The sequence below is a fragment of the Cerasicoccus maritimus genome, assembly GCA_031296935.1.
GTDB lineage: Bacteria > Verrucomicrobiota > Verrucomicrobiia > Opitutales > Cerasicoccaceae > Cerasicoccus > Cerasicoccus maritimus.
This window is the reverse complement of sequence record JAVDPD010000025.1, coordinates 62701-86817: the sequence shown is the minus strand read 5'-3', so window position 1 is coordinate 86817 and position 24117 is coordinate 62701. Positions and strand designations below refer to the sequence as shown.

Here is a 24117-nt window from a genome sequence, read left to right as displayed (position 1 = left end):
CCTCAACAACAACAACAACCAAACGAAAATAGCCTGACACTTTAATCGACCAGACAGCACGATCTGTCAGATCAGATAGTGGCTACTACAGCTTATATCCACCGCGTTGCTTAGCCTCCACATGCCCTAAGCTTTGATACTGGCTCCAAAGCCGACTAACGCTCCGCTCGCTGATCAGGAGGCGATCGGCAACTTCACCAGCGCTATAGCCCTGAACGCGAAGCTCTATGATTCGAGTCCGTAAATCCATGTCCAAGTTCTTCATGGATTAAGAACGATAATACCTTTTTACAAAAAGGCGCCTACTAAATCTGCCTATATTAAGAAGAAATGCGCTAGCTCAGGCGTTCGGCGAAATCGCGGTAGCCAAACTTGCGGACAACGTGGAGACCGTCGGCCTTGCTGTAGGTGGCGATGGAGGGCAGGGGCACGCCGTTAAATGTCGAGGTCTTGACCATTGTGTAGTGCGACATGTCAAGGAACACGAGGCGCTGCCCGGGCTGTAGCGGCGAGTCGAAACTGTAGTCGCCAATCACATCCCCAGCGAGGCAGCTTGGGCCGCCAAGGCGATAGGTGTGGGCGCGTTTGTGAGGCATGCCGGCATCCAGGATATTGGGGCGGTAAGGCATCTCCAAGACGTCGGGCATGTGGCAGGTGGCGGACACATCGAGGATTGCGTTATGAATGCCCCCAGCTTCCAGGACGTCAAGCACCGTGGATATGAGGACGCCGGTGTGTAGGGCAACGGCTTCTCCGGGCTCCAGGTAAACCTCGACGGAATACCGCTCGCGGAACTCCTGCACAATGCGGTTCAAGCGCTCCAAGTCGTAGCTGGGGCGGGTGATGTGATGTCCGCCGCCAAAGTTAAGCCACTCAAAATTACTACTCTCAATTAAGTCGCCGAACTTTTCGGCAAAGGCGTTGGCTACTCCTTCCAGCGCATCAGAATCCTGTTCACAAAGTGCGTGGAAATGGAGACCATCGAGTCCGCTTAAATCAGTCAGTCCGGCTTCGGCCATTTGGCGATTCAACTCGGCGCGAGTGATGCCCAAGCGAGAGCAGGGGGAGGCCGGGTTATAGAGATCGGTTTCGACTTCGGAGTGCTCGGGGTTCACGCGTAGGCCGACTTCGACTTTGCGTGGCGAGGCATCAAGCGTCGGCTTGTGGAGCTGCCATTGGCGCACGCTGTTGAAGACGAGCGTGTGCGCGAAGCGACCCAGCATGGCGATGTCGTGCTCCTTGAATGCCGCCGAGTAAACGTGGACTTCCTTGCCGAAATATTCCTCTGCGAGCAAGGCTTCATGGAGGCCGCTGGCAGTCGATCCATCGAGGTAGCTCGCGAGCAGCGGATAGGTCGCGTGCATCGAAAATCCCTTTTGCGCAAGGATGACTTTAGCGCCCGATTGCTCGCGGACGTCGGCCAGGATGCGGCAGTTGTCTTCCAGACGATCCAGGTTCACCACGTAGCATGGCGAAGGTGTTGCAGTGGCGGGAATATCGCGCAGCGCTTGCAGTCGCTCCGGCGTCAGTGGCGGTGTCGGATCTTGGGACATGGCCCTAGTTGCGTGTCAGCAGCACTGCGATGGAATAGAAGTGAAACTGGTAGCGTACTGGGTCGCTGATAAAGCGCGCCTTCACCCGGTTGTAAACGTCGTCCATCAGCTCTGTTCTCTGGGGTATGGGAAACAGATCGGCCAGCGTGGTTTCCGTCACTGCACGAAGCAGGCCGATATAGTCTTCGGCCCATTGCTGGACATCGCCCGTCTCGGCAAAGCGCTCTGTGAAATCGGTGGGCACCTCCCAACTGGCAGATTTCTCGATGGTAAACGCCGTGCGCAAATCCTCGACTTGCTCCAATGGTTCGAGCAGGTCATCAAGCTTTCGCCAGAGGCAAGGAAAGAGGAAATCATCAAATGCCTGTTGGCAAAGGATCCCTTCGGTGATCATTTCGCGGATTACGTCATTCAGCGCATCAAGCCAGCCGTGCGCGGTGCTGCCGCCATCGTCACTACTCCCAAAAATTTGAACCAGCATTTTACCCCCAGGAATGAGCTCCGCGGCGCGAGCACGGAGGAAATAAACGAGATCCGGCTTCGCTTCGGCGTTCACGGCATCTACCAGCGCAGGATCGATTGAATCGTCTTGCGGTCCATATGGAGTGGGCAAAAAAGCACCCACTGTGTTGGGAATGCGACCTTTAGGATGCTCTCGACGCCAGCCGAGCATATTAAAAGTTGTGGCGATTTGAAGGGATTTGGCGGGTACGAGTCGCTCATAAGCGGACCCGCCAATGACGGCTGGAAGCACGTCTGAAGAGCCAAAGCAGTTTTCACCATCTGGGAACAGCTTTTCAAAAACCGAATTAAAATCGTTACTTGGCAGGTCGGCTAAGCTGGGTTGGATGCAGGGTGCTCCGCATGCGCGGAGTTTTTCAATGACCTGCTGTAACATGGCGACAGAATTTGCGCCCTGAGAGCAGCCAACATCGAGGAGGCGAACTGGCTGATCGGCAGATAGCTCAAGATCATTGATGGCGTCTAGCAACCAAGGCAAGCAGTGCTCCATGGCTGCGCGCTGGGGGCTGGAGTGGGTGTTGTAGAAACCGCCCCCTTTCATGTGGAAAGAATTTATCATAGTAGAGAGTTTCTGTAGCTTACTTCAATACATGCTCTTCGCGCAAGCGCTGGCGTATGCCTTCCAGGTATTCCCGGTTGGCTCCGAAATCGCCGACGCTGATGCGGGCAGTTCCGTATATTTCGATGCGCTCGGGATTATTACGGGCCTGGAAGATCAAATCGTTGTTGTAGCCGAGGCCGGGAGTTACGGCGACAGCCTGGATCTGGTGGTTGTCACGGCGTACATAGCGGAAGGTGTCCTTGTCGGCCTGTAGTACTTCGTAGAGTGCATCCAGTGTGAACTATGCGTGACCTCGGCAGAGGAAAGGCTCGATGTAGGCTTCGCCTTCGGGGGCGACGGCGCTGCTAACGCCCATCGCGGAGTCGGACATGACGGGGAGTTGCGTTTCGTCCGTCCATTCGAGCATTGGCGCGCTGCGGGAGTTCCAGGCCAATACCACCAGGGAGATGACAATGAGGCAGGTAAACCCAGCGATGTAGAGTAGTATTGTTTCCTTTGCCGATAGTGGCTCCGGTTTGGAGCCCACTGTTATGCGGTTGAGCAGTGATGAATACAGGCTGAACTGCGGCGCCTTAGCTTCGCGAATCTTGACCTTGCTCCTGGCCCGGCTGCTTGAGCTTTTTTTATTGGAACTTGAGCGCGAGGAAGAGCGCGCGCGGCTGCTACTGCTGCGTCGCTTGCGTTGCTTTCCTGAGCTCGATGATTCCACGTAGGGCATGGGTTACTCCAAAGGTAAATCTATCACTTGCCACGGCAATCCGCGCAAGTTGAGTTGGTCCATGAAGGGATCCGGATCGAGTTGTTCCATATTCCAAACACCGTCCTGGTGCCATTGGCCGGTGACCATCATCATGCCGCCGATCATCGCGGGGACGCCGGTGGTGTAACTGATGGCCTGGCTGGAAACTTCCGCGTAGCACTCCTCGTGGTCGCAGGTGTTGTAAATAAACACGCGCTTCTTCTGGCCGTCTTTATAGCCCACGATGTCACAGCCGATGCAGGTCTTGCCCTTGGTGCGGGGGCCGAGGCTGGCCGGGTCGGGCAGCACGGCGCGGAGGAATTCAATGGGCGCAATCTGCTGGCCGTTGAAATCGATCGGCTCAATCGACGTCATGCCGACGTTTTCCAAGACGCGCAGGTGCGTCAGGTATTTTTGCGAGAAAGTCATCCAGAAGCGAATGCGCTTGAGGCCCTTGATGTTCTGGCAAAGCGATTCCAGCTCCTCGTGGTAGAGCAGGTAAGCGTCCTGCGGGCCAACGACGGGGAAATCGTAAACCTGGTGCACGCTCATGGGCTCGATTTCCTTCCATTCGCCTTCTTCCCAGTAGCGGCCGTTTTGCGTGATCTCACGGATGTTGATTTCCGGGTTGAAATTGGTCGCAAAATGGTGTCCGTGGTCGCCAGCGTTGGCGTCGAGGATATCGATGGTTTCGATCTCGTCGAAAAGGTGCTTCTGGGCGTAGGCGCAGAAAACGTTCGTCACGCCGGGGTCGAAGCCGCTGCCGAGCAGGGCCATGCGGCCGGCGTCCTTAAAGCGGTCCTGGTAAGCCCACTGCCATTTGTATTCAAACTTGGCTTCTTCCGGCGGCTCGTAGTTGGCGGTGTCGAGGTAGTCCACGCCGGCGGCGAGGCAGGCGTCCATCAACGGCAGGTCTTGATAGGGCAGGGCGACGTTGAGCACGAGGTCCGGCTTTTCAGCCAGGAGGAAGGCAGTAGTGGACTCGACATTGTCGGCATCAATCGCGGCGACGCGGATGTCGCGTCCTTGCTTGGCCTTGATGTCCGCGGCGATCGCTTCGCACTTGGACACCGTGCGCGAAGCGAGCACGATCTCAGAGAATACTTCCGGCGCCTGCGCGCACTTGTGGGCCACGACGTTGCCGACGCCTCCCGCTCCTACGATGATGACTTTTGCCATGCCGCATCAGTGAGTGAATTTTTATCCAATTCACAAGCAAAAGCGTCACACAGGGGCAGAAGACCCGCCGCCGGTTTGGAGTCCAAATTCCCATCTTTCGACCAACTTCCCCACCTCCACACTTCTACACCCCAGCACCTTTTTTAATCTTCCTGTTGGCAGCAAAGTTCCCCATGATGATGACCATGTCTCTACGATTTGCGGAAGAAATCCTGTTGCTCGCGCTGGACGATGAGTCTGGCAAACTCCATCCGTTGCCGGAGGGCTCGCTCGGCCTCGCTATTTCTGGAGCCCTTATCATGGAGCTCGCCTTTGCTGGTGTGCTGGATTCCGACGATAAAAACGTGACCGTCATTTCCCGCGATTCGACCGGCGACGCCTTGCTTGACGACGTGCTGGCCAAGGTCCCGCAGGAAAGCCCGCTTTCGATTCAGCGTGCGCTCAATGCGGTGAATTCCAACATCGATGGCTGGAAAACCGCCTTATTTGAGGAACTCAAGCAGCGCGGCATTCTCAAGCAGGAAGAGCATCGTTTCCTCTTTGTCCTCAAGGAGCGCCGCTACCCGGTGATTGACGACAGCGAGGAGCAGGAAGTGAAGTCCCGCATCCGCGAAGTCGTGCTTGATCACTCGGCTATTCCTGATCCGCGCGACGTGGTCATCATTTGCCTCATGGACGCTTGCGATCTCAGTAGCGTGGTCTTCACCGACGAAGAACGCGCAGCGAACAAACAGCGTATCGAAACCATTGCCAAGATGGACTTCGTCGGCCAAGCCCTCAGCCAAGCCGTCGCTAAGATCCAGCAGGCTCTGCTCGAAGTCATGGCCTACTCCGGCATGTAGCAGCGTCCCGCTGCGTCGGCGAATGTTTATTAAGAACCCGGCGCTTGCGCTTAGTTTTGCGAAGTTGATTGCTTGGTTGTTGCTGTCTTGGCACCTGCACGCCTGCTTGTTTCTGTGTTTTGTCTTTGAGGAGGGAGTCGGCATTTGCACTGTGTGCAAATCTATCGGTCCAGCGGGACGCTGGCTGGCTGCCTAGAGCTTGAGCAGAAGCTGTTGATACTTCTCCTCATCGTAAAATTTCACGCCGACGCCGAGCAGGCGAACCGGTTCTTCGCTGCGGGCGTAGGCTTCTTCCAGTAAGTTTTGATAGACATGCAAGTCTGGCGTCGCCTGGACGCACTCCTTGGTCGTCTGCTGGAAGTCCGCAAACTTCACTTTGACTACCAGCTTGTGGATCGCGCGGTCCTCCGCCTTGATCAGGTCCTTGAGTAACTCGTCGTGCAGCTCGTACACCATCGTACGGCAAGCTTCCAAGCTCGTCAGGTCTTCGCTGAACGTGCGCTCGGTGCTGAGCGATTTACGCGCGGTGTTGGCTTCGACGGGGCGGTCGTCCAAGCCACGACAACGCTGATGCAGCCAGTAGCTGGAACTGCCAAAGCGCCGGATAAGTTCGCTCATGTCGAGGGCTTGTAAATCCGCGCAGGTTTCGGCGCCCAGCTTGCGCAGCTGCTCGGCCGAGACGGGGCCAATTCCCGGTATCTTACGAATGGGCAGCGGGGCAATGAACGCGTCGACTTGGTCCGGCGTCACGGTGAACTGACCGTTCGGTTTCTTCCAATCGCTGGCGATCTTGGCAAGCATCTTATTCGGCGCAATGCCGGCAGAGGCAGTCAGCGCGGTCTCTTGGAAAATGCGTTGTCGAATCTCCTTGGCCAGCGCGCTGGCGTATCGTGGCGAATGGCTGACATCGAGGTAGGCCTCGTCGAGCGACAGCGGCTCGATGAGCTCCGTGTAGTCAGCGAAGATCGCGCGTATCTTTAGCGACTCCGCTTTGTAGGCTTCGAACCGCGGCGGCACGATGATCAGGCCCGGACACTCGGTCTTGGCCCGCATCATGGGCATCGCGCTGCGCACGCCAAATTGCCGGGCCTCATAGCTCGCCGTGCACACCACCGAGCGCATCCCATCGCCGCCCACGGCAATCGGCTTCCCGCGCAGCGCTGCGTTGTCCCGCGCCTCAATCGCCGCATAAAAGCAATCCATGTCGATATGGATGATCTTGCGCGGCGCTGGTTCGGGAGTGGACATTGACAACGCAGCATTAGCTGGAATCCCTGCGAGCACAATGCACTTTCGCTGCTAGTCTCCCGATGCTATGCGGTGGTCTCCCTCAATCGATGCGATGCTGGGAGTGGAAACGTCGAGTAGTGACGCGCCGTTAGGCGTTGCCTCTTCTGTCTGGTTCTCTTTATGTTTTGAGTGGACTCCCCCAAGGACAATCTTGAGTGAGAAAGCTAGAAAACCCTCTCTTCTTTCCAAATTCAATTCTTGAGACTACTTGCTGATCGACCAAGACATCTAGACCTTCTGTGCTCCATTCAATTTCTATTCTTTCGTTCTCTAGCTTTGGATAAACACAGTCCTGCAAAAAATACCCTTCGACGAGTGGTGGTGCTCCATCACCTGAATATTTCTCTTTAAATTCTTTTACTGTGAGCAGTGGAGTTAGGCTGCAGACTGGAACATCTGAAAGGATTTCCTTCTTTTCTTTGCTGTGAAGATACGCCCATACGCTTCGCTCGTCACCTTCGACTACACATTGGTGTGATCCATCTGGTGATTCCGATGATACGAAGATGTTATTCATTTTATTTCCGGAGAACAGTATTTTTAAGTGCCGCGAACGTTCATTGAACAAGCTTGGCCAGTGGGAGCTTGGGCGCACTGGGGGATGCAGGGAGTCGTGGAAACGTTGGTGCGGGCTGTGTCATGATTTATCTAGTAACGCTAAGCTAAAGGTCGGTATAGTAATTTACAATCGTTGGGGACAAAGATGACAAGCTTATCAGACCAAAAGAAACTCGCATCAGTATGTGGATGGTTTCAATGCGTTCATGGAAAGAGTCGTGGACGGGCGGTTTATTTGGCTGGAGGGCTACGCTCCGTCGTAGCCGTTGCGAGGGAGTCGGCATTTGCACGGTGTGCAAATCTATCGGCCAGCGGAACGCTGGCGGCAATGACGCAGCGTTGTCCACCAGTGAAGGCGCAGTTCCTGCCTTAGGAACAGGCTGTGAGCTGGCGATGGTGATGATTTCACAACGAGCTGGGCAGTTCTTGGGATGACTCAGCGACTGTGCTAAGGCATGACAGCGCCGCTGCTAAGGTTTAGCACAGGTAGTGCTAAGTAATGACACAGGCTGTGCTAAGGTTTAGCAGCGTCGGTGTTAAGTAATCGCACAGGCTGTGTGATGGCGTCGCACAGGCGCGGAGGGCTGTTTGCGCGAGTATTCGGGCTGAGAGAATCAGGAATCTGTGATTTCAGGTATTCTCAGGCACGCATCTAGCGCAGCGCTTCGGGGTCCACGCTTTCGACGAATTTGAAGTCGGCGCGGAGGAGGTCGACGAGGAGGTGCTCGGTGTCACCGGCGATGGCCTCCATTGCCGCTTGAAATTCCTTGGTCTCGGGGCCGTATTTGACGGCGTCCTGGTCTAGCGCGCGTTTGGAGCGGGCAACGGGGATTTCTTCAAACATGCCCTCGGGCTCATCTTCGGCAGAGTCGGAGCTGCGGTTCCACTCGTCTTCGGTGGGGCCGTCGGCGTGATCGCCGCCAGCGGGGTGCTCGGTGTCTATCCCGGTGGCGCGAGCAACGGGGCCTTTGGGTGGCGCAGCAGACTTGGGCATGGCGCCCAGCGGCGGGATCGGCCCGTTACTGGGGGGCGTTGCCGGTGTCTCTATTTTTTTTTGGCCGGCGTCTTGTGGGAGGCCGGCTGCGAGATTGCTAAGTTCCTTGATGACCGAGTCGATCGCCCGGGTGCGGCTTTGGTCGACCGCTCGCAGGAGCGCCACCTCGAAGTTCACGCGTTGGCTGAGGCCGCTGCGCACCTGGCTTTCGCCGGACTGCAGGGCGTCGAGCATGCGGGTGAGCGACTCCGCGGTGAGCGGGGCGCCGAGGCTGTCGGTGGAGCCGCCGTTGCGGATGGCCTCGATCATGGCCTCGCGGGTGCGGGACTGGATGTCGAGCAGCACGCGGTAGAGGTCGCGGCCTTCGGCGGCGATGGCCTCAATGGCGTCAAAAAGCTTTTGGTAGTCGGCAATCGCGATGGCCTTAACAATCTCGTCGATCGAGGCTGGGGCGGCGAGGCCGTAAACGTCGAGCGCCTTTACTTCGGTGATGTCGTTGCCGCAGAAGGAAATGAGCTGGTCGAGGATGGACTGGGCGTCGCGCATGCCGCCGTCGGCCATGCGGGCGATGGCTTTCAGGGCGCCTTCGTCGACCTTGATGTCGTCGGCCTGGGCAATGTGCGTCAGGCGTTCGATGATTTGCACGTCCGGGATTGGGCGGAATTCAAAGCGCTGGCAGCGGGAGACAACTGTCGGGAGCACCTTGTTGGCTTCCGTGGTCGCGAAAATGAACTTCACGTGCGAGGGCGGCTCTTCGAGGGTCTTCAGGAGCGCGTTCCACGCCTGATTGGAGAGCATGTGGACCTCGTCAATGATGTAGATCTTGAACTGGCCTTGGGTAGGGGCGTATTGGCACTCCTCGCGCAGGTCGCGGATCTGGTCGACGCCGTTGTTGCTAGCACCGTCGATCTCGATAACGTCCATGCAGGAGCCGCTCATGATGGCCTGGCTGATCGGCGTGGAGTCGTCGGGCGCGACCTGGGGGCCGCCTTCGGCGTTGAGGGCCTTGGCGAAGATGCGGGCGGTGGTGGTCTTACCGGTGCCGCGGGGGCCGACAAACAGGTAGGCGTGCGCGATGCGGTTGGTTTCAATCGCGTTCTTCAGGGTGCGGACGATGTGCTCCTGCCCGACCATTTCGTCGAACTGCTTGGGGCGCCAGCGCCGCGCGATGACTTGATATGCCTCTTGCGCCATTTGAGAGAAGAAACATTGAAGACCGGCTTGCGAAGATTCAACCTCCAATCTACATTCTTCGGCAAAACCTTAAACCTCGGCGCGTAACGCCTTGATGAAACGCAAGATACTGAAAATAGCCGGCTGGACCATCGCCGTTGTGTGCGTGATATTCCTCATCACGCTGGCGACGGCCGACTTCTGGGCCCCGTCAATCGTCCGCCCGCTGCTGAAGGAATATGGCGTGACGTTTGCGGATATCTCGCGGGAGGACGGGCATTATACGCTGACGGATGTCTGGTATCAGGAGGATGGGCTCGAAACGAAAATCGATTTGCTCAAGGCACCGACTCCTTGGCGTCTCATTTCGCGGCGGTGGTTTAGCAACGAGGCGGGGGCTTACGTTGAGTTGAATGGTGTCCTGGTAAAGGTTGTTTCATCAGAAGAACCCAAACACGAGGTCAGTGACGTTGAGTCGGGCATGAATCTCCCAGCTTTGATGAATGATGTGCTGGGGTATTGGGATGAGGCATTTGGCTGGATCGACAATGTAGCAATTGAAGGCGTGGAATATCGCCAGGATGGAGACGTGCTAGTCAAGGCAGTTGATGTCCGTGTGGAAGCGCAACGGATTGGAGTAGATTATTTCCAAACTGGCCGTAGCAACTTACCTAGTCTTATTACGCTGGAAGTTCAGCGAGTCGCAGAGAAGGAATTGAGTTTTGAAATCAAGAGACCCGCTGAGCAGGAACTGCCGCTAGTTTTACATGGCAAGGTGGCCGTCAGCGATCAGATTGAGCTCACTGGCGATCTGCAGATCGAAAAGACTTCGAACAAACTGACGTTTTCAGCGGTTGTCGGTCCCGGAGGCTACATACCGACCAGCGCGCACGCCGAGACGACAAACTTCATCTTCCCGGCGAACATCTATGACCTGCCGGATTACGAGCAGCCTACTATCAACCTGAAAGCCGACTGGGATGGCGCGAAGGCGGACATCTCGCTCAACGCTGAGGCGGTGCCGAAGAAAACAGATCTGCCGCCGCTCAAGGTTGCTTTGGAAGCGCACGGCGACGATCAGGTGGTCAATGTGGAGCAGTTGCTGGTGGATGCGTGGTCGAGCCACGTATCTTTATCTAAGCCGCTGCGGGTGGAGTTGAACAACCTCAAGGATTTGCCGGACGCCGAGCTGACCGTGGACCTGAACCTAAGCGACATTCCCGAGCAAAAGCTCGATGGGCGCTTGCAAGGCGCGCTGGTCGTTGATCACCATCCGGGGGAAGGGTGGCCGCTCATTACGGCTAACTTTGCAGGACAAAGCTTACGCTACGATGCGTTTCAATTGGAGTCGCTCGCTTTTCATGCAGAGCTGGATTACCCGCAACTGACCATCGAGGAGTTCGATGCATCGACGGGTGAGGGGACCTTGCTCAAGGTCACTGGCAAAGCCGACGTTGAGGAGCATCAAGTGGAAGATCTGAACCTGGACTTCGTGGCGGACCCGAAATTCTTAAAGGCGTTGGAGCCATTCATCGGTGAGCAGGAGGACCTGACCTATGATACCATCGAGCTCAAAGTCACTGTGAATGGTGATCTGGAGACGCCGAAGCATGTTGGTACAATGGGCATCGGTGGTTTACAGCGCCCTGAGAGGCCACCAGCCAATGTATCGGTAGATTGGGAGGCGGATTGGCTCGAGTTTTCTCTCTTGGCCATACAACTAAAGAACGAGCAAAGCGGCATCGATTTAAAGGGAAGCGCTTCGCTGGGTGGGCCAGTACGCTCGGTGGAAATTAGCAAACTGCTGCTCGATGTGCGTGAGCAACCTGAGCTTAACCTCGAGGCACCTTTTACCGTGAAAGAAGACGCTGGCGCGATCAGCATTTCCCCGATCCGTCTTAAAGGTGAAGCGGGCTCCAAGCTTGAGCTCTCTGGCGTGGTGGATTATCCGCACCATGGCAAGGTGCAGTTGGAAGCTAAAGACGTGAAGGCGGTTTGGCTGGACTTGGTTTTGAGTGAGCCGCTGCCTTACCAGGTTAAGTTGGATGATTTGCTGGTGCAGGCGTCATGGAATGGAGGTCCGCTGGAAGCAAAGCTGAAAATCGATGCTGGGCTCTTTCCTGAGAATCAGGATGAAGTTGAATTGTTGGTTGACCTGTCGTTGCAGGATGGCCATCTCGCGCTGCCAGACCTCCGGGTCATGCAAGGCGAATTTACGTTGATGGAGGCTAAGGGGGCAGCTTCGCTCCTCGTGACTCCAGCCGGCCCGCATTACTGGACTATTGAAGATGATGCGCCCATTCATTTTACATTATTCGCTGAGCCTGATGATTCGCCAATCTGGAACTGGTTTGAGGAGCAGGTCGCTGTGGACTTCATTCACCCGATCATTGATTTTCAAATTTCGGGCAACGTCTCGGAACCAGTGGGCAGGCTTGACCTGAAGTTCGACGCGCTGGAAGCCATGACGGACTCCGAGCGCAAGTTGCCGCAGGTGCAGAAGGCGAACGTGGTGGTCAACCTGTCACCAGAGCAAATTGCGATTAGCCGCGGGGAGGTGAACATTGCGGGCCGACCTTTTACGCTGGTTGCTCAATTGCCAATGGGGCGCACATCGTGGGAAGGATTGATTAACGAAGGCGCGATCCCAGATTGGTCTGAGGCTACCGGAGAGTTGCGTTTTACCGATGTGCCGTTGAATGCCTTTACCGATTTCTTGCCGGATGTCTTACGTGATGAAGGCACGCTGTCTCTGACGGGTAAATTGTCAGCGGGGCAGAACATCCAAGGCGGGTTGGACATCGAAGGTGTGAAGACGCGACCCCTCGCGCAGTTGGGATCGATCAACGACATCAATGCATCGTTCCGTATGGAAGGGCGCACCTTGTCGGTTAAGCAGGCGGATGCTGTGGTGGGCGGCGCGCCAATCGGGATTTCTGGAGTCGTGAATCTTAGCGAGCAATGGAAGCCCCTGTTTGATTTGAAGCTGTCGGGGGAGAATGTGCCGTTGGCGCGCTCGCCTGGATTGATTCTCCGTGCCTCGCCGAGCATCACGCTCAAAACCGACGGCGAGGGCATCACGACGATTGGCGGCGTGGTGGCGCTGAACGAAAGCTTCTTCACCAAAGACCTCGCTTCGTTTCAACAAGGGGGCGGGGGTGGCTCTTCGGCTGGAGGAGGCTCCATGCGGCCTCCGTATTTTTCAATTGAGGATGAACCACTGGCCGATTGGCGGCTGCACTTAAAGATTGAGGGTGACCGCTTCCTACGCGTGCGCGTGCCGACCTTTGAAGGTGTGGTATCGGCAGACTTTGATATGCGCGGCCCGTTGCGCCGTCCGCTGATGTATGGCCAAGCCGAGCTGGAGCACGGCATCATCATGTTCCCGTTTGCGACCTTGCGCGTGGATGGCGGTGCGGTTGAGATACCGCAGAATGACCCGGATGTTCCGATGTTGAACATCACTGCCAGTGGGCGTGCATATGGTTACGACATTCAACTACGCGTTACTGGGACGGCGAACGAGCCGATCATCGCCTTTACTTCGACGCCGAGTTTGGAGCAGTCAGACATTATCTTAATGGTCACCTCAGGGCAAATCCCGAACCACGACCGCTCGGCGGAAAGCCGCTTGAGCGGTATCGGGATTTACATTGGGCGCAGCTTCCTAGTGGACCTTGGGTTGATTGATCCGCTGGACGACGTACTGACGGTTAATATCGGCGAGGATGTTTCCACATCGGGCAAGGATACGATTAATATCCGCTACAAGCTGAATGACGACTGGGATGTCGTTGGCGCCTACGACAAATACGACGCCTACTACCTCGACTTTGAATACACGATTTACCGCGACTAAATGAAACGCCTGTTGCTACTTTGCCTGCTCTTGGCACCGGGGATTCTCAGTGCTGGGTCGCTGTTTGGGCTGATTGGCGATCCGAACGTAACGGTCAGCGGCTTTGGCTACTTCTCGGATTTATATTTGGAGCGTTCACTGGAAATCCTCGATGTCGAAGGCGATGAGCGAAAGACCTACGACGGACTTTTTCTTGAAGACGCGGTCTGGATTCTTGCTGGTGAAATTAAACAAAAGGGCTACCTGGAGCCTGAGCTCGATATTCAGTTGATGAAGGACGGCGAGGTGGTGTTTGAGTCAGTTTGGACCGACGGAGATTTGGAGCCAAATCCTCCACGAGATGTAGAGGGCGATGAAGTGGATTTCCGTGTTCGTGCCGGATTACTCTACTATTTCAACACAATTACAGTCGAAGGTCTGCCTGCTGATATGCCCTCCAGAGCTGCCAGCTATTTCTACACGACGGATCAATTGGTCGTCAGTGAGAAAGACCGCTACTTTACGGAAGGTCGATTCCAAGCTGGCTTGAATCGCATCGTGCAAACGCTGAAAGACCTCGGCTATCGCAAAGTCGAAGTGACGGCCAAACGCTACGAGATCGATGATGAAACAGGGCAGGTTAATTGCTCAGCGACGGTGAAGCCTGGCCCGATATTTTACACCAATGAAATGGAGGTGTTGTTCTATTATCCCGAAGAGGCTGAAACTACAGATCTTAGTGAAGAGAATGTTCCGGCAAATGTCGTCCATGATATGAGTGACGATGAGGTCGAAAATGCCGTGGAGGGTAAAGTCCAACATACGCGTGACGACAGCTTTGCTGAGAAGCGCCTCACGCCGGATTGGGTGGTTTTGGAGGTTCAGACTCTGCGGCGCGAGGGGTTTGCCAAGGGCTTTCCCGAGACGCATGTGGAAGTGGATTTCGAAGTGGTTGAGGAAACTGAGGAGCGGGTGTTTGGTAAGCTGATCCTCAGCGTGTATCCTGGCGCACATGCTGAACTGAATAGCGTGCGCTTTGAAGGCGCCGGAGATGTTGCGCCCTGGTTGCTTGAACAACAGGCTAATGGCACGCCGGGGCAGCCGCTCAATCGTACTGCGGTTGAAGAAGGGCGTAGTCGCCTCAGCAGGCTGGGCATCTTTCGACGGGTGCAGATTAATTATGAGGAAGTTGAACCGGGTAAGTGGGACGTTATTTATGAACTCACGCCTAAGGGAAAGACCGAAGTCGATTTGATATTTGGCGTTGGCAGCTTCGATATCGTGCGTGGTGGTTTTGAAGTAGAGCGCAACAATCTTTGGGGCATTGCGCACCGGGCGGATTTGCGGGTGGTGCAGTCGTTTAAAGCAACTTACGGCGACGTCGATTACTGGATACCGCAGCTCTTTGGGCAGGACTTGGATTTCTTCTCCAACATTAATTACCTGCATCGAAAGGAGCTCACATTTGATCGTGAAGAATGGGGCGCGCGAGCTGGATTTCAGCACTTTATTCAGGCTCTGAACATCAACAGTTCGGTTAGCTATTCGTTGGAGAATGTTAAGGCGACGAACCGCGACTTTCTCGTTCCGCCGGGACCGCTGGAAGCGCGCATTGGCGCCCTGGGCTTTAAATTCGTGCAGAGTGATTTAGACAGCCCGGTGTTTCCAACGGATGGCTATCATTGGTATTTTTCTACTGAGTTTGCCCGCCCATTTTTTGGTGGCGATGTAAACTACGACAGCCTGGAATTTGGCGGTGCTTACCACCATCCCTTGGGCGACTTCGGTTTAACGGGGCACCTTGGGTTCAAGCATGGCGTCATCACGACCAGTGGTTCGCCCTCGCAGGAAATACCGGTCAACCGCCGCTTCTTCCTGGGTGGTGAAAATACAGTTCGTGGTTACAAGCGCGACCAGGCCTCACCGGTCAATGCGCAGGGCCAGCAGATCGGCGCCGTCAGCTACATGCTTTTTCAAGCGGAGCTCGAACAGCGCATCAATGAAACGTTCTCCATCGTCGCCTTTGTCGATACGGTGGGCAATGCGGCGCAGATCAGCGACTATCCGTTTAACGAGGTGTTGATTAGCGTGGGCGGCGGCATCAGCATTCGCACCATCGTCGGCCCACTGCGCTTTGAATACGGCTACAACGTGAAGAAGCGCCCCATCGACCCGGACGGCCGCTTCCAAGTGGGGCTGGGCTTCCCATTCTAAACAATCGTCGCTCAAGCCATTTTCGCACCGCGAAAATCTATGGGTGCAGCCGTAGGCTGCCTGCTTCAACGGAAGGCAAAGTCTTCGGAGATGATGCGCTCTCGGGGAATGCCGAGTTCGAGGAATTGCTTCGTTAAGGCTTTATTGAATGGCGTGGTGCCGCAAAGCATGACCGCGTAGTCGTCGATGTCGCCAATGTTTTCATGAATCTGTTTAGCGGTGAGACGTCCCTTTTGCTTTGTAATCCAAAGTTCGTAGTCGATATAGGAATCTGCTTGCTGATAGCGCGAGCGAATTTCCTCATCGTAGCCAGCGTCTTCGGGATTGCGGACGATGTAGTATAGCCAAATGCGGCGGAAGTCGTTGTTCGTCAGCTCGTAGGCCAGCATCGATAAAAACGGCGTGATGCCAATGCCCGCGCCGATCAAAACAAGTCGTCGATAGCGCACAAAATGATTTGGAGTGAAGCCGCCAAAGGGGCCGTAAATATCCATTGCTGCGCCGGACTCGATCTTACGCAGGGCCTGGGTGTAGTCGCCGATCGCACGAATCGAAAAGCGTAGCTCGCGGTTAACCGGCGTTGATGAAATCGTGAAGGGATGCAGCTCGGCAGGCAGAGTAGGGTGCTCGATGGCGGAGATAAATGCGAACATGCCGGGATCGTAATTCATACGTCGCTCGGTGGGCAGCAGCACGAGGTCGAAGGATTCGTTGGCCGTATCTTTCACCGCTTCGACTTGGTAGCGATAGCGTGGGCCAAAGCGCTTGAAAAACAGAATGCGGTAAAGCCAGGACAGGCTACCCGCAGCGCCGATGAGAACGATCCATGTGCTGAGCGGCTCGAACTCGGTGATCGAGCCGGGCACGAAAATAATATGGATAAAAAAGAAGAAATAGAGTGCTCCGAAAAGCTGGTGAATCCCCAGCCATCGCGCGTAGGGCAGGCTCTTATTGTAGGCTAGGAATGCCAGCAGGAAGAGTGCATAGGTGACAAGGATGTCCGGCGTGCGCGCGGTCGGCGAATACCAGGGGATGAACAAATCGCCAACAGGTTTGCCTGCGGCATGCCACGGAGGAATGAGCATCAACAGGTGGATGAACAGGATGATCATCGCCCAGCGACCGAGTTTCTTATGAAGCCTCACCGCGCGGTCGAGTCCGCCAAAGATAGCTTCCAAGCTGCGGCTGCGCGCGCCAGCCATCAGCGCTATTCCCATGTAAACCAGCGACAGCAATCCGAGCAATTGCGACGGCGCACGCCACGGCCAAAGGTCGTCGGGTTGGACGGTGGCAAATTTCGCCATTAGCCAAAGCTTTGTAGTGATGATGGTGACCAAGCTAACGATGATCACTTCACGGCGCAGTAGTTGTTTGATAGCCATGGAAAAGGAAAAATATAAAAAGGCTTTGGCAGGTCGCCAGCCGAAATTCGAAGTATCGTTAACGCTAGAGCTAGGCTATCGCTTATGATCGTCGCTCAAGAAAGGCGGCGGACCCACGGCGCTCAAAGGTTGCCAGTCGGTGTTAGCTCCAAGCGCAGGTAGGCAGCCTCGCTGATCGGATTGCTGGCGCGTGCGGTGATGGACTCGGTGTTCGCATCGAGTGTCGTGGTGGACAGAGTATTCGCGCCAAGCGATAGCGTTTCCCAAGGGCCGGAGGGGGTGGGGGCCTGTAGCAGATTGAATGCGAAGTCGTCCATGTTGCGGCGCCGGTTGAACGTGATCGTGGCGTAAGTTTCGGAGTCGATCTCGATTGTGCCGGCATCGGGTAAGCCGTCGAGCTGGCCACTGTTCGGGCTCATGTTGAAGCCATATTCCTCCAAAAGGTTGAAGGAGTCGCCATCGGTGTCGGCTCCAAGGGCAAATTGATTATAGCCTGCGGCGTAGGTGGTGAAGTCCGGGTAAATGTAGCCGTAGATGTAATCACGCAGCCGGAAAACTCGGGTGTAGATGGCCGGTGGTGATTCAACTGCGCATTCATGGCCAAAGCTGGTGATGCCAGCGATAACCCATGCGTTGTCAGTTGGGCGGCGAACAAGCAGGGGTCCGCCGCTGTCACCACTACAGCTGTCGGGTGTTCCTCCGCTGCCCACTGCTGGCATCATGCGGTCGGTTAGCGTGTTAAACCAGTCTTCGTTGGCTTGGCCGAAGTTGCGGATCGTCACGTCGCCTTCCTGCAGAAAGCTGGGATAGGTTTCATCGAGGGTGAACTGACCCCAGCCAACAATTCGGGCCAGGGTTCCTTCAAGTTGCCAGTCTTCCTGATCGCAGATATCGATGGGCTCGATGTCGGTTACGGGCGTTGCCAGGCGCAGTAACGCAATGTCGTAGTCCAGCTCTACGTTGTCGTATTGAGGATGAATGATGATCTGGCTGATGTTTACCCGTCTGCCTCCGGAGTCGAGGTCGTCCGTGCCGACGAGAACATTCATGCTCGATGTCGTTTCGCCTTCAGCACAGTGGGCGGCAGTGAGGATGTAGTAGGGATGGATCAACACGCCGCCGCAGAACTGGGCGTAGTAATTATCTGGTTCGGTGCGATCCATCACGCCGACCATCCACGGATACTCGCCGTCTTTGGCGTCACCACCACCGATGATCTTAATGGTGATCTCCAGATCTTCCCACGAGTCAGCGGCCTGGGCAACGAAGGCCAAGCTTGCACAGGCGATGAATGGAAGAATCTGACGCACAAATTTAGAGTAATTAACTTTAGACCGTATTCCCGTCAAATCGTTACAGCAGTCGCCACTTGTTTATAACAAAAACGGGAACGGCCAATGACCGCTCCCGTCTGTTAAAAGAAATCGCTGCCAGAATTTACGGGCCGGCGCGACGCCACTCGTGCTTGCGCTGCCAGAGCAGGCGGTCGGCGGCGAGAGGGCCCCAGGAGCCGGAAGTGTATTCTTCCAGACCCTTGCGACCACACTCTGCCCAGTGCTCAAGCACCGGTGTGTAAAGTTTCCACGAGGTCTCGGTTTCGTCACCACGGATGAAGAGCGTGGAGTCGCCGACCATCGCGTCGAGGATGAGGCGCTCGTAGGCTTCCGGCGTGTTCGAACCAAAGGTCGTCGCGTAGCGGAAGTGCATTTTGACCGGCTGGGTGCGGGTTTCGAGGCCCGGAATCTTGGAATTCATCAGCAAGGTCACGCCTTCGTCCGGCTGGATTTGGATGACCAGCGTGTTCGAGGCCAAGTCAAAGCGGGACGGGTCGCTGAACAAGCTGCCCGAAGGCTGCTTGAACTGAATCGCAATCTCCGAAACGCGACGGGCGAGGCGCTTGCCGCTACGCAGGTAGAAGGGGACGCCCTGCCAGCGCCAGTTGTCGATCGACATGCGCAGCGCGGCAAAGGTTTCCGTGGCGGAAGTCTCCGGAATATCCTTCTCGTTCATGTAGCCGGGGACGCGTTCGCCGTCGATGAGGCCTTCGCCATACTGGGCGCGGACAACATCGCCATCCGGGCCGGTCTTCATCGGCTGAATGGCTTTGAGCAGCTTCACCTTTTCGTCGCGGATGTCCTCGGCGGACAACGAGACGGGCGGCTCCATGGCGGTCAACGCGAGGAGCTGCATAGTGTGGTTTTGCAGCATGTCACGGGTCGCGCCAGACTGGTCGTAGTAACCGCCGCGCGTGCCCACGCCGAGGCTTTCCGCCACGGTGATCTGCACGCACTCCACGTAGTTGCGGTTCCAAAGCGGCTCGAAAATGCTGTTGGCAAAGCGCAGCACCATGAGGTCCTGGACGGTTTCTTTGCCCAGGTAGTGGTCGATGCGGTAGACCTGCTTTTCGTCAAATTGGTTGGTGATGATGCGGTTGAGCTCCTGCGCGGTCGCGAGGTCGCGGCCAAAGGGCTTTTCGATGACCACCTTGGAGGCCAAGTCGGTGCCTTCGCCGTGCTTGGCGAGGCCGCTGGCGCCGAGGTTTTCCAGAATTGGCTTAAAGACCGACGGCGGCGTCGAAATGTAGAACATGAACTGCACGTCGCGGCCGAGGTCCTTTTCGATGCCGAGCATTTTCTCGCGCAGGGACTCGAAGGCTGCGAGGTCGTCGTAACCGCCATCGTGATAGTAAATGTTCGGCCGCATGTGCTGGAAGAGCTCGTCATTCAGTGGACGGCGGGAAAACTTTTTCAGCGCGGCCTCGGAATCGTTGCGGAAATCCTCATCGGGGATAGGCTTGCGGCCATAGCCGATCAGGTAGAAGTCGCGCGGGAGCAGGTTGTCGAGGCCCAGGTTGTAGAGCGCTGGGATGAGCTTGCGGGCCGTCAGGTCGCCCGAGGCTCCAAAAATGACAATCGCGGTCGGTGGTGCGCCGCGGTGTTTGCTCAAACCTTGCAGGAAAGGGTGACGGTCGGAAGCGTCCGTATTTAACATAGTGAGTGGTTTTTCAGATGAAGCTGTTCGGGAACAGCGGAACGTTCTCGTAATGATGAATAGAGAAATCCTTATCCATGCCAAGCCTGACTTCAACTATATCGAAGCGAAAGTGAGCAGGGCGGGGGCGCTGTTGGCGCAAAAATGCACGGCAGGCGCGTAGCAGGCAGGCCTTTTTCTTCGCCGTGACGCTGTGGTAGCCGCTGACGAGCGCTTTGGCAGCGCGGCTGCGGACCTCCACGAAGACGAAGGTCTGGCCATCGACGGCAATCAGGTCCAGCTCGTCTTTGCCCGCGCGCCAGTTACGGTGCAGGATGCGCATGCCTTTCTTTTTTAAGAGCTTGGCCGCCTCACGTTCGCCCATTGCGCCACGCGCCGCACGTTCATTGGGCGCGTCCTTGGGCGTGATGAGCTGTCGTAGGCGTTGTAGCATAAACCGGTAATATTTCGAGCTTAGCGTGGCCAGTGGCAAGGTCAAGTAGGCTAACCGGACTGCAATGTTTTTCATACTTGGGATGAATGCTGGTTATGCGTATCGATTACAAGTGGTAATAAGAATTCTCAGCTCACATCTATTGGGCGACAAATAATGATTGCTATGTGTGGATCGGGGCAAAGTATTTGACCAGTGATGAAAGTGCTCCTCTCCCTGGCTATCTTTTTCTTTTCCACCGTCATTGCGTCTGCCGATATTTATGTGCTGACCGATACCGATGGCAGGAGCATTGAATGTGAGTTGGTGGACTATCGGGATGGTCATGTGACGTTTGTTATCAACGCTAAGCGCTATTCTTTGCCGATTAGCCGTTTTTCAGAAACATCGCGTAAGGACATTCTGGATTGGACAGCGAATGAGTATATTCGGAAGGGAGGCTTGGATGTCCGGATCGGCACTCCCACTCGTGAAAGTCAGCGGGATGCGAAGGGGGAGACCTTTCAGCGGGTTTTCTATGGCATCGAGATTGAGAATCGTGCGCCTGTTGAGCTCGACGGCCTCGAAATTCAGTACAAGCTCTACTGGCTGGATGGTCGGGTTGATGGCAGTGAAAATTTTATTTCTGGCTCGATCGGGTCGTGAAAATCAGTGACTTGAAGCCGCGTGTCGAAATGGAGTTTAAAACGGACGCCATCGATTTGAAGGAACGCGCCGAGCGCCGTGACGCCCTGATTGGGGTCTGGGTGCGTATCTACCGAAATGGAGTTTATTTGGCGGACTTTGCGGAGCCGCGTGGGCTGGTGACCCAAATGGATTGGCTGAACTTCAGTATTGATGCAATTCACTAGCCAGGGGTTAGACGAAAATTTTAAGCCCAAAAACCTCACAAATGCTTGTCGTCGGGCAGGTTATTGGAGTAGGCTATGCTTATGACCACCGCCGAACCGCCTACTATATTCGACGTCATGCCAGGCCAGCAAATGCCGGTCTCCGAAGTTTCGCCCATGCTCTCCTCAATGTGGAGCGAGCAGTTTGACCCGACCGCGGGCAACGCCAGCGAATTCCGCGCGTCGCAGATGAACATCATCCTCCATTTCGGCCTCAAAACTTCGCTCGAAGAAGCCAAAGCGCGGTTCGACGACGCCATCGAATTTGCCCAGAAATATCCCTGCCGCATCATCACGCTTTGTCCGATGGGCCGCGAGCGCAGCGACCGCCTGCTTCAGGGTAAGATTTTCAGTCTGTGCTATATTGGCGAGTCCATGCGCGACCAATGCTGCACGGAGGCGGTCATTCTCGGCTACCCGACGCGAGAAGCCGGCTTCCTCAGCAGCCAAGTGTCGATCTGGTTGGAAAATGATTTGCCGACCTACCACTGGTTTAACCGCATCCCCGCTGAGCGCATTACCGAGATGCACATGGACTTCGTGAAGCGCTGCCGCCGGGTGATCTACGACTCCTCCATCGAAATGGAGGACGGTAACGACCTGACTGGCATTGACTGGCCGCGCAAGGAAGGCGTGATCGACTTGGCTTGGGCTCGTTTGCTGCCGGTACGTCAGTCGCTCGGGCAATTTTTGAGTTCGGTGGAGCCGTCGCGTTTGATCGATGGTCTGCAGAAGGTAGAAGCCCGGGGCAAGGTGAGCCATCAGGGCGAGGCGGCCAACCTGGTTAAATGGTGCCGCGAATGCCTGGCAAGCTGCGCCAAGGGCGCGGAGCTGAGCGTGGAATTTGCAACCGGCGATTGCCCGGAAGAACATTTACTCGAGCTGGAATGGACCTACAACGACGGGAAGCACCTGTTTTGGACGTTGCAGGCTGACGGCTCTGGCGCGCAAGTGACGGCTGACTTTGGCAAAGGTCGACGCAGTGCGCCCATGCAGGCCAAATTGCTATCTGGAGACAAGGCCCTTGCTGAGGCCATGTTCTTTGCCTAGCGACTCCCACCCAGTACCCCTCCCACACCCCACACAGATTACTTCGTTGCTATGAAGACCTTCGAGACCAACCTCGGGCAAGTGCATGTGCTGCCCAAGGAGGCGATTTACATCGAAACGATGCGCCTCATTAAAAATACCCTGAAGAATGCGAACGAGGAGGTGGTGATTGGTCTGACTGGCGGTCGCACGCCTCAAGCGTTTTATGAATGGGCCGCCAACCACCAGGCGCTGGCTTCCGCTCTGAAGGAGCAAGTGGTTTGGTGCACCAGTGATGAACGCTGTGTGCCGCTGGACGATGATCAGAGTAACTTCGGCCATGCGGATCGCGGCATGCTTATCCCCTTGGGAGTTGCTGACGAAAACAAGCTGCCCTGGCCCACGCAGTTGGATCCCAATGAATGCGCGGACGAATTTAACCACCTTTGGAATGAGCGCTTTGGAGCGCATCGCGGGTTCGATATCTGCTTCCTCGGCATGGGGGGGGATAATCACACAGCGTCGCTTTATCCGCATTGCCCGCTGATCGGCTCGCAGCGCCATGAGAACTTTGCGGCGATTGAGTGGCCGGAACAAGGCTGGCGCGTCACGATCACGCCGGAGGGGCTTTCCCGCTGCAAGCAGATCGTGGTGACGGTTCGGGGTGACGCCAAGGAGCACGCGATATTTCAGGCATTCCATGGCGACTTCAACCCGCGGGAGAAACCGATTCACCTGCTGCGCGCGCATGCGCACAAGACGCTTTGGCTCCTCGACCCGCCGGCAGCGGAAGGTTTGGATTTAGACTTGGGCTAAGGCTGTTTTTCACTTTTAAACGTGTTCATGCAAAACACGTATGGCTCTCTATGCATTGGGCTCGCGGCCGACTCAACGGTCGCCGATTACGAGGAATCCGAGATTGCCCGCGGTTGGGGGCAGTTTCTGGGTGAATCGCTGCCCGGTGTGCGTATAGCAAACCTCGCGAGCTGTGGACGCAGTACGAAGACCTTTCGCGAAGACGGCTTCTGGGACGCCTTGTTGGAGGAGAAGCCGGACATAGTCCTGATTCAGTTTGGGCACAATGATTCGCACAAGAAGGGGCTACGCGAGTCCACTGATGCGGCCACTGACTATCGCGAGAATCTAGCTCGATACGTTCAGGAGTGCCGGGACGCGGGTGCCTTGCCGATCCTCGTTACGCCGCCGCATCGCCGCACCTTTGAGGCCGATGGCAAACTCACGCGCGAGCTCTTGCCCTACGTGGACTCGATGCGTGGGGTGGCCCAGAAAATGTCAGTTCCGCTGGTCGATCTTTATGAGCTAATCGGCGCGCGCTACGAGGAACTCGGCGAAAGGGAGAGCACATACTTCACGCTGAATACCGCTCAAAACGTGGATGTGCCCGGCGCGAATGACCGCACGCATTTCACCGAGCGTGGCGCTCGGGAACTGGCCGAAATGGTGGCCAAAGAGCTAACCAAGCTGGAGCCGCGTTTGCGGGGCGTTGGTTGAACACGCATCCATTTGGGGGGCCATTGAGCCAAGATATAAAAGCCTACTCGGTTGTTTCTGAAAAGCCTATGCGGTTGTTTTTGAAAAGCCTACGTAGGAAACTGCAAAACAACCGCTCGGTTGTTTGCTTAACACAGCCTCGGTTGTTGGGGCAACACAGCCTCGGTTGTTACTCAGACAACCGCACTGTTGTTTTCGAATAAGCTACTTAGGACTACTTCGTTAAACTCATTTAGAACCGACTCAGGAAGGTTCATGAGGTGGAAATGGCCGCAAAAAGGCTCAAAAAACACAAATACTTGCTGCGCTACCTACTGGTCTCGCGCTCTTTTGCGCCTTATTGTGGCGATCTATTCTTTCTAACTAAGTAGAATTAGGCTTTTTTCAAAAAAAAGCCCGGCGCGCTGGCCGGGCTT

General features: G+C 55.9%; 20 protein-coding genes. 8 read left to right on the top strand and 12 right to left on the bottom strand.

All coding sequences use genetic code 11. From position 1 onward, the window contains the following. Positions 1-335: 335 nt before the first annotated feature. Genes nspC through RBB62_RS15115 form a run of 5 tightly spaced genes read right to left on the bottom strand, consistent with a single transcriptional unit; the run spans position 336 to position 4555 of the window. Positions 336-1553 (bottom strand): carboxynorspermidine decarboxylase, encoded by a 1218-nt coding sequence (gene nspC, locus RBB62_RS15135; RefSeq protein ID WP_309399845.1) that lies wholly within the window; start codon positions 1551-1553, stop codon positions 336-338. Between the two features lie 4 nt (positions 1554-1557). Next, on the bottom strand, positions 1558-2634 hold the full coding sequence (locus tag RBB62_RS15130) for a class I SAM-dependent methyltransferase (RefSeq protein WP_309399844.1): 1077 nt from the start codon (positions 2632-2634) through the stop codon (positions 1558-1560). 19 nt (positions 2635-2653) lie between these two features. Continuing rightward, positions 2654-2911 (bottom strand): DUF1499 domain-containing protein, encoded by a 258-nt coding sequence (locus RBB62_RS20315; RefSeq protein WP_425499899.1) that lies wholly within the window; start codon positions 2909-2911, stop codon positions 2654-2656. 6 nt (positions 2912-2917) lie between these two features. Continuing rightward, positions 2918-3355: a hypothetical protein gene (locus RBB62_RS15120; RefSeq protein WP_309399842.1), complete on the bottom strand. Its 438-nt coding sequence runs from the start codon at positions 3353-3355 to the stop codon at positions 2918-2920. A gap of 3 nt (positions 3356-3358) precedes the next feature. Beyond that, a complete protein-coding gene (locus tag RBB62_RS15115) occupies positions 3359-4555 on the bottom strand; it encodes a saccharopine dehydrogenase family protein (RefSeq protein WP_309399841.1) in 1197 nt (398 codons plus the stop codon). 185 nt (positions 4556-4740) lie between these two features. On the opposite strand from RBB62_RS15115, the gene RBB62_RS15110 reads away from it, so the two are divergent. Next, positions 4741-5397 (top strand): GOLPH3/VPS74 family protein, encoded by a 657-nt coding sequence (locus RBB62_RS15110; protein WP_309399839.1) that lies wholly within the window; start codon positions 4741-4743, stop codon positions 5395-5397. 192 nt (positions 5398-5589) lie between these two features. Here the strand turns inward: RBB62_RS15110 and dinB are convergent, their stop codons facing one another. The 3 genes from dinB to dnaX all read right to left on the bottom strand — a co-directional run bounded on the left by dinB (position 5590) and on the right by dnaX (position 9433). Next, complete coding sequence (gene dinB, locus RBB62_RS15105) at positions 5590-6645, bottom strand: DNA polymerase IV (RefSeq protein WP_309399838.1); 1056 nt, start codon at positions 6643-6645, stop codon at positions 5590-5592. A 160-nt stretch (positions 6646-6805) separates the two neighbouring features. Continuing rightward, positions 6806-7204, bottom strand: a complete 399-nt coding sequence (locus tag RBB62_RS15100) for a hypothetical protein (protein WP_309399837.1) — start codon at positions 7202-7204, stop codon at positions 6806-6808. Between the two features lie 693 nt (positions 7205-7897). Then, entirely contained in the window at positions 7898-9433 is a 1536-nt protein-coding gene (dnaX, locus tag RBB62_RS15095) for a DNA polymerase III subunit gamma/tau (RefSeq protein ID WP_309399836.1), read from the bottom strand. Positions 9434-9527: 94 nt separating this feature from the next. On the opposite strand from dnaX, the gene RBB62_RS15090 reads away from it, so the two are divergent. Together RBB62_RS15090 and RBB62_RS15085 are read left to right on the top strand one after the other, a co-directional pair. Further along, positions 9528-13271: a translocation/assembly module TamB domain-containing protein gene (locus RBB62_RS15090; RefSeq protein WP_309399835.1), complete on the top strand. Its 3744-nt coding sequence runs from the start codon at positions 9528-9530 to the stop codon at positions 13269-13271. Continuing rightward, positions 13272-15464 (top strand): BamA/OMP85 family outer membrane protein, encoded by a 2193-nt coding sequence (locus tag RBB62_RS15085; protein ID WP_309399834.1) that lies wholly within the window; start codon positions 13272-13274, stop codon positions 15462-15464. Between the two features lie 65 nt (positions 15465-15529). Here RBB62_RS15085 and RBB62_RS15080 read toward each other — a convergent pair whose 3' ends face one another. From RBB62_RS15080 to RBB62_RS15065, 4 genes are all read right to left on the bottom strand, one after another. Beyond that, positions 15530-16846, bottom strand: a complete 1317-nt coding sequence (locus tag RBB62_RS15080; protein WP_309399833.1) for a ferredoxin reductase family protein — start codon at positions 16844-16846, stop codon at positions 15530-15532. 122 nt (positions 16847-16968) lie between these two features. Next, a complete protein-coding gene (locus tag RBB62_RS15075; protein WP_309399832.1) occupies positions 16969-18156 on the bottom strand; it encodes a serine protease in 1188 nt (395 codons plus the stop codon). A 127-nt stretch (positions 18157-18283) separates the two neighbouring features. After that, positions 18284-19837 (bottom strand): glucose-6-phosphate dehydrogenase, encoded by a 1554-nt coding sequence (gene zwf / locus RBB62_RS15070; RefSeq protein WP_309399830.1) that lies wholly within the window; start codon positions 19835-19837, stop codon positions 18284-18286. Between the two features lie 13 nt (positions 19838-19850). Continuing rightward, positions 19851-20345: a YraN family protein gene (locus RBB62_RS15065; protein ID WP_309399828.1), complete on the bottom strand. Its 495-nt coding sequence runs from the start codon at positions 20343-20345 to the stop codon at positions 19851-19853. 123 nt (positions 20346-20468) lie between these two features. Here RBB62_RS15065 and RBB62_RS15060 point away from each other — a divergent pair, with 123 nt between their 5' ends. The 5 genes from RBB62_RS15060 to RBB62_RS15040 all read left to right on the top strand — a co-directional run bounded on the left by RBB62_RS15060 (position 20469) and on the right by RBB62_RS15040 (position 23701). Beyond that, positions 20469-20915: a hypothetical protein gene (locus RBB62_RS15060; protein ID WP_309399826.1), complete on the top strand. Its 447-nt coding sequence runs from the start codon at positions 20469-20471 to the stop codon at positions 20913-20915. Next, entirely contained in the window at positions 20912-21121 is a 210-nt protein-coding gene (locus RBB62_RS15055) for a hypothetical protein (protein WP_309399825.1), read from the top strand. The genes RBB62_RS15060 and RBB62_RS15055 overlap by 4 nt, the downstream gene beginning before the upstream one ends. A gap of 81 nt (positions 21122-21202) precedes the next feature. Beyond that, positions 21203-22210, top strand: a complete 1008-nt coding sequence (locus RBB62_RS15050; protein ID WP_309399824.1) for a glucose-6-phosphate dehydrogenase assembly protein OpcA — start codon at positions 21203-21205, stop codon at positions 22208-22210. Between the two features lie 51 nt (positions 22211-22261). Beyond that, positions 22262-23005, top strand: coding sequence for a 6-phosphogluconolactonase (locus tag RBB62_RS15045; protein WP_309399823.1), 744 nt, complete (start codon positions 22262-22264; stop codon positions 23003-23005). Positions 23006-23032: 27 nt separating this feature from the next. Next, positions 23033-23701, top strand: a complete 669-nt coding sequence (locus tag RBB62_RS15040; protein ID WP_309399822.1) for a rhamnogalacturonan acetylesterase — start codon at positions 23033-23035, stop codon at positions 23699-23701. Positions 23702-24117 lie beyond the last annotated feature (416 nt).

Bases quoted from the DNA above. Each gene is read 5' to 3' on its own strand.
- nspC (WP_309399845.1), bottom strand. From the start codon at position 1,553: ATGTCCCAAGATCCGACACCGCCACTGACGCCGGAGCGACTGCAAGCG.
- RBB62_RS15130 (WP_309399844.1), bottom strand. From the start codon at position 2,634: ATGATAAATTCTTTCCACATGAAAGGGGGCGGTTTCTACAACACCCAC.
- RBB62_RS15120 (WP_309399842.1), bottom strand. From the start codon at position 3,355: ATGCCCTACGTGGAATCATCGAGCTCAGGAAAGCAACGCAAGCGACGC.
- RBB62_RS15115 (WP_309399841.1), bottom strand. From the start codon at position 4,555: ATGGCAAAAGTCATCATCGTAGGAGCGGGAGGCGTCGGCAACGTCGTG.
- RBB62_RS15110 (WP_309399839.1), top strand. From the start codon at position 4,741: ATGTCTCTACGATTTGCGGAAGAAATCCTGTTGCTCGCGCTGGACGAT.
- dinB (WP_309399838.1), bottom strand. From the start codon at position 6,645: ATGTCCACTCCCGAACCAGCGCCGCGCAAGATCATCCATATCGACATG.
- RBB62_RS15100 (WP_309399837.1), bottom strand. From the start codon at position 7,204: ATGAATAACATCTTCGTATCATCGGAATCACCAGATGGATCACACCAA.
- dnaX (WP_309399836.1), bottom strand. From the start codon at position 9,433: ATGGCGCAAGAGGCATATCAAGTCATCGCGCGGCGCTGGCGCCCCAAG.
- RBB62_RS15090 (WP_309399835.1), top strand. From the start codon at position 9,528: ATGAAACGCAAGATACTGAAAATAGCCGGCTGGACCATCGCCGTTGTG.
- RBB62_RS15085 (WP_309399834.1), top strand. From the start codon at position 13,272: ATGAAACGCCTGTTGCTACTTTGCCTGCTCTTGGCACCGGGGATTCTC.
- RBB62_RS15080 (WP_309399833.1), bottom strand. From the start codon at position 16,846: ATGGCTATCAAACAACTACTGCGCCGTGAAGTGATCATCGTTAGCTTG.
- zwf (WP_309399830.1), bottom strand. From the start codon at position 19,837: ATGTTAAATACGGACGCTTCCGACCGTCACCCTTTCCTGCAAGGTTTG.
- RBB62_RS15065 (WP_309399828.1), bottom strand. From the start codon at position 20,345: ATGAAAAACATTGCAGTCCGGTTAGCCTACTTGACCTTGCCACTGGCC.
- RBB62_RS15060 (WP_309399826.1), top strand. From the start codon at position 20,469: ATGAAAGTGCTCCTCTCCCTGGCTATCTTTTTCTTTTCCACCGTCATT.
- RBB62_RS15050 (WP_309399824.1), top strand. From the start codon at position 21,203: ATGACCACCGCCGAACCGCCTACTATATTCGACGTCATGCCAGGCCAG.
- RBB62_RS15045 (WP_309399823.1), top strand. From the start codon at position 22,262: ATGAAGACCTTCGAGACCAACCTCGGGCAAGTGCATGTGCTGCCCAAG.
- RBB62_RS15040 (WP_309399822.1), top strand. From the start codon at position 23,033: ATGCAAAACACGTATGGCTCTCTATGCATTGGGCTCGCGGCCGACTCA.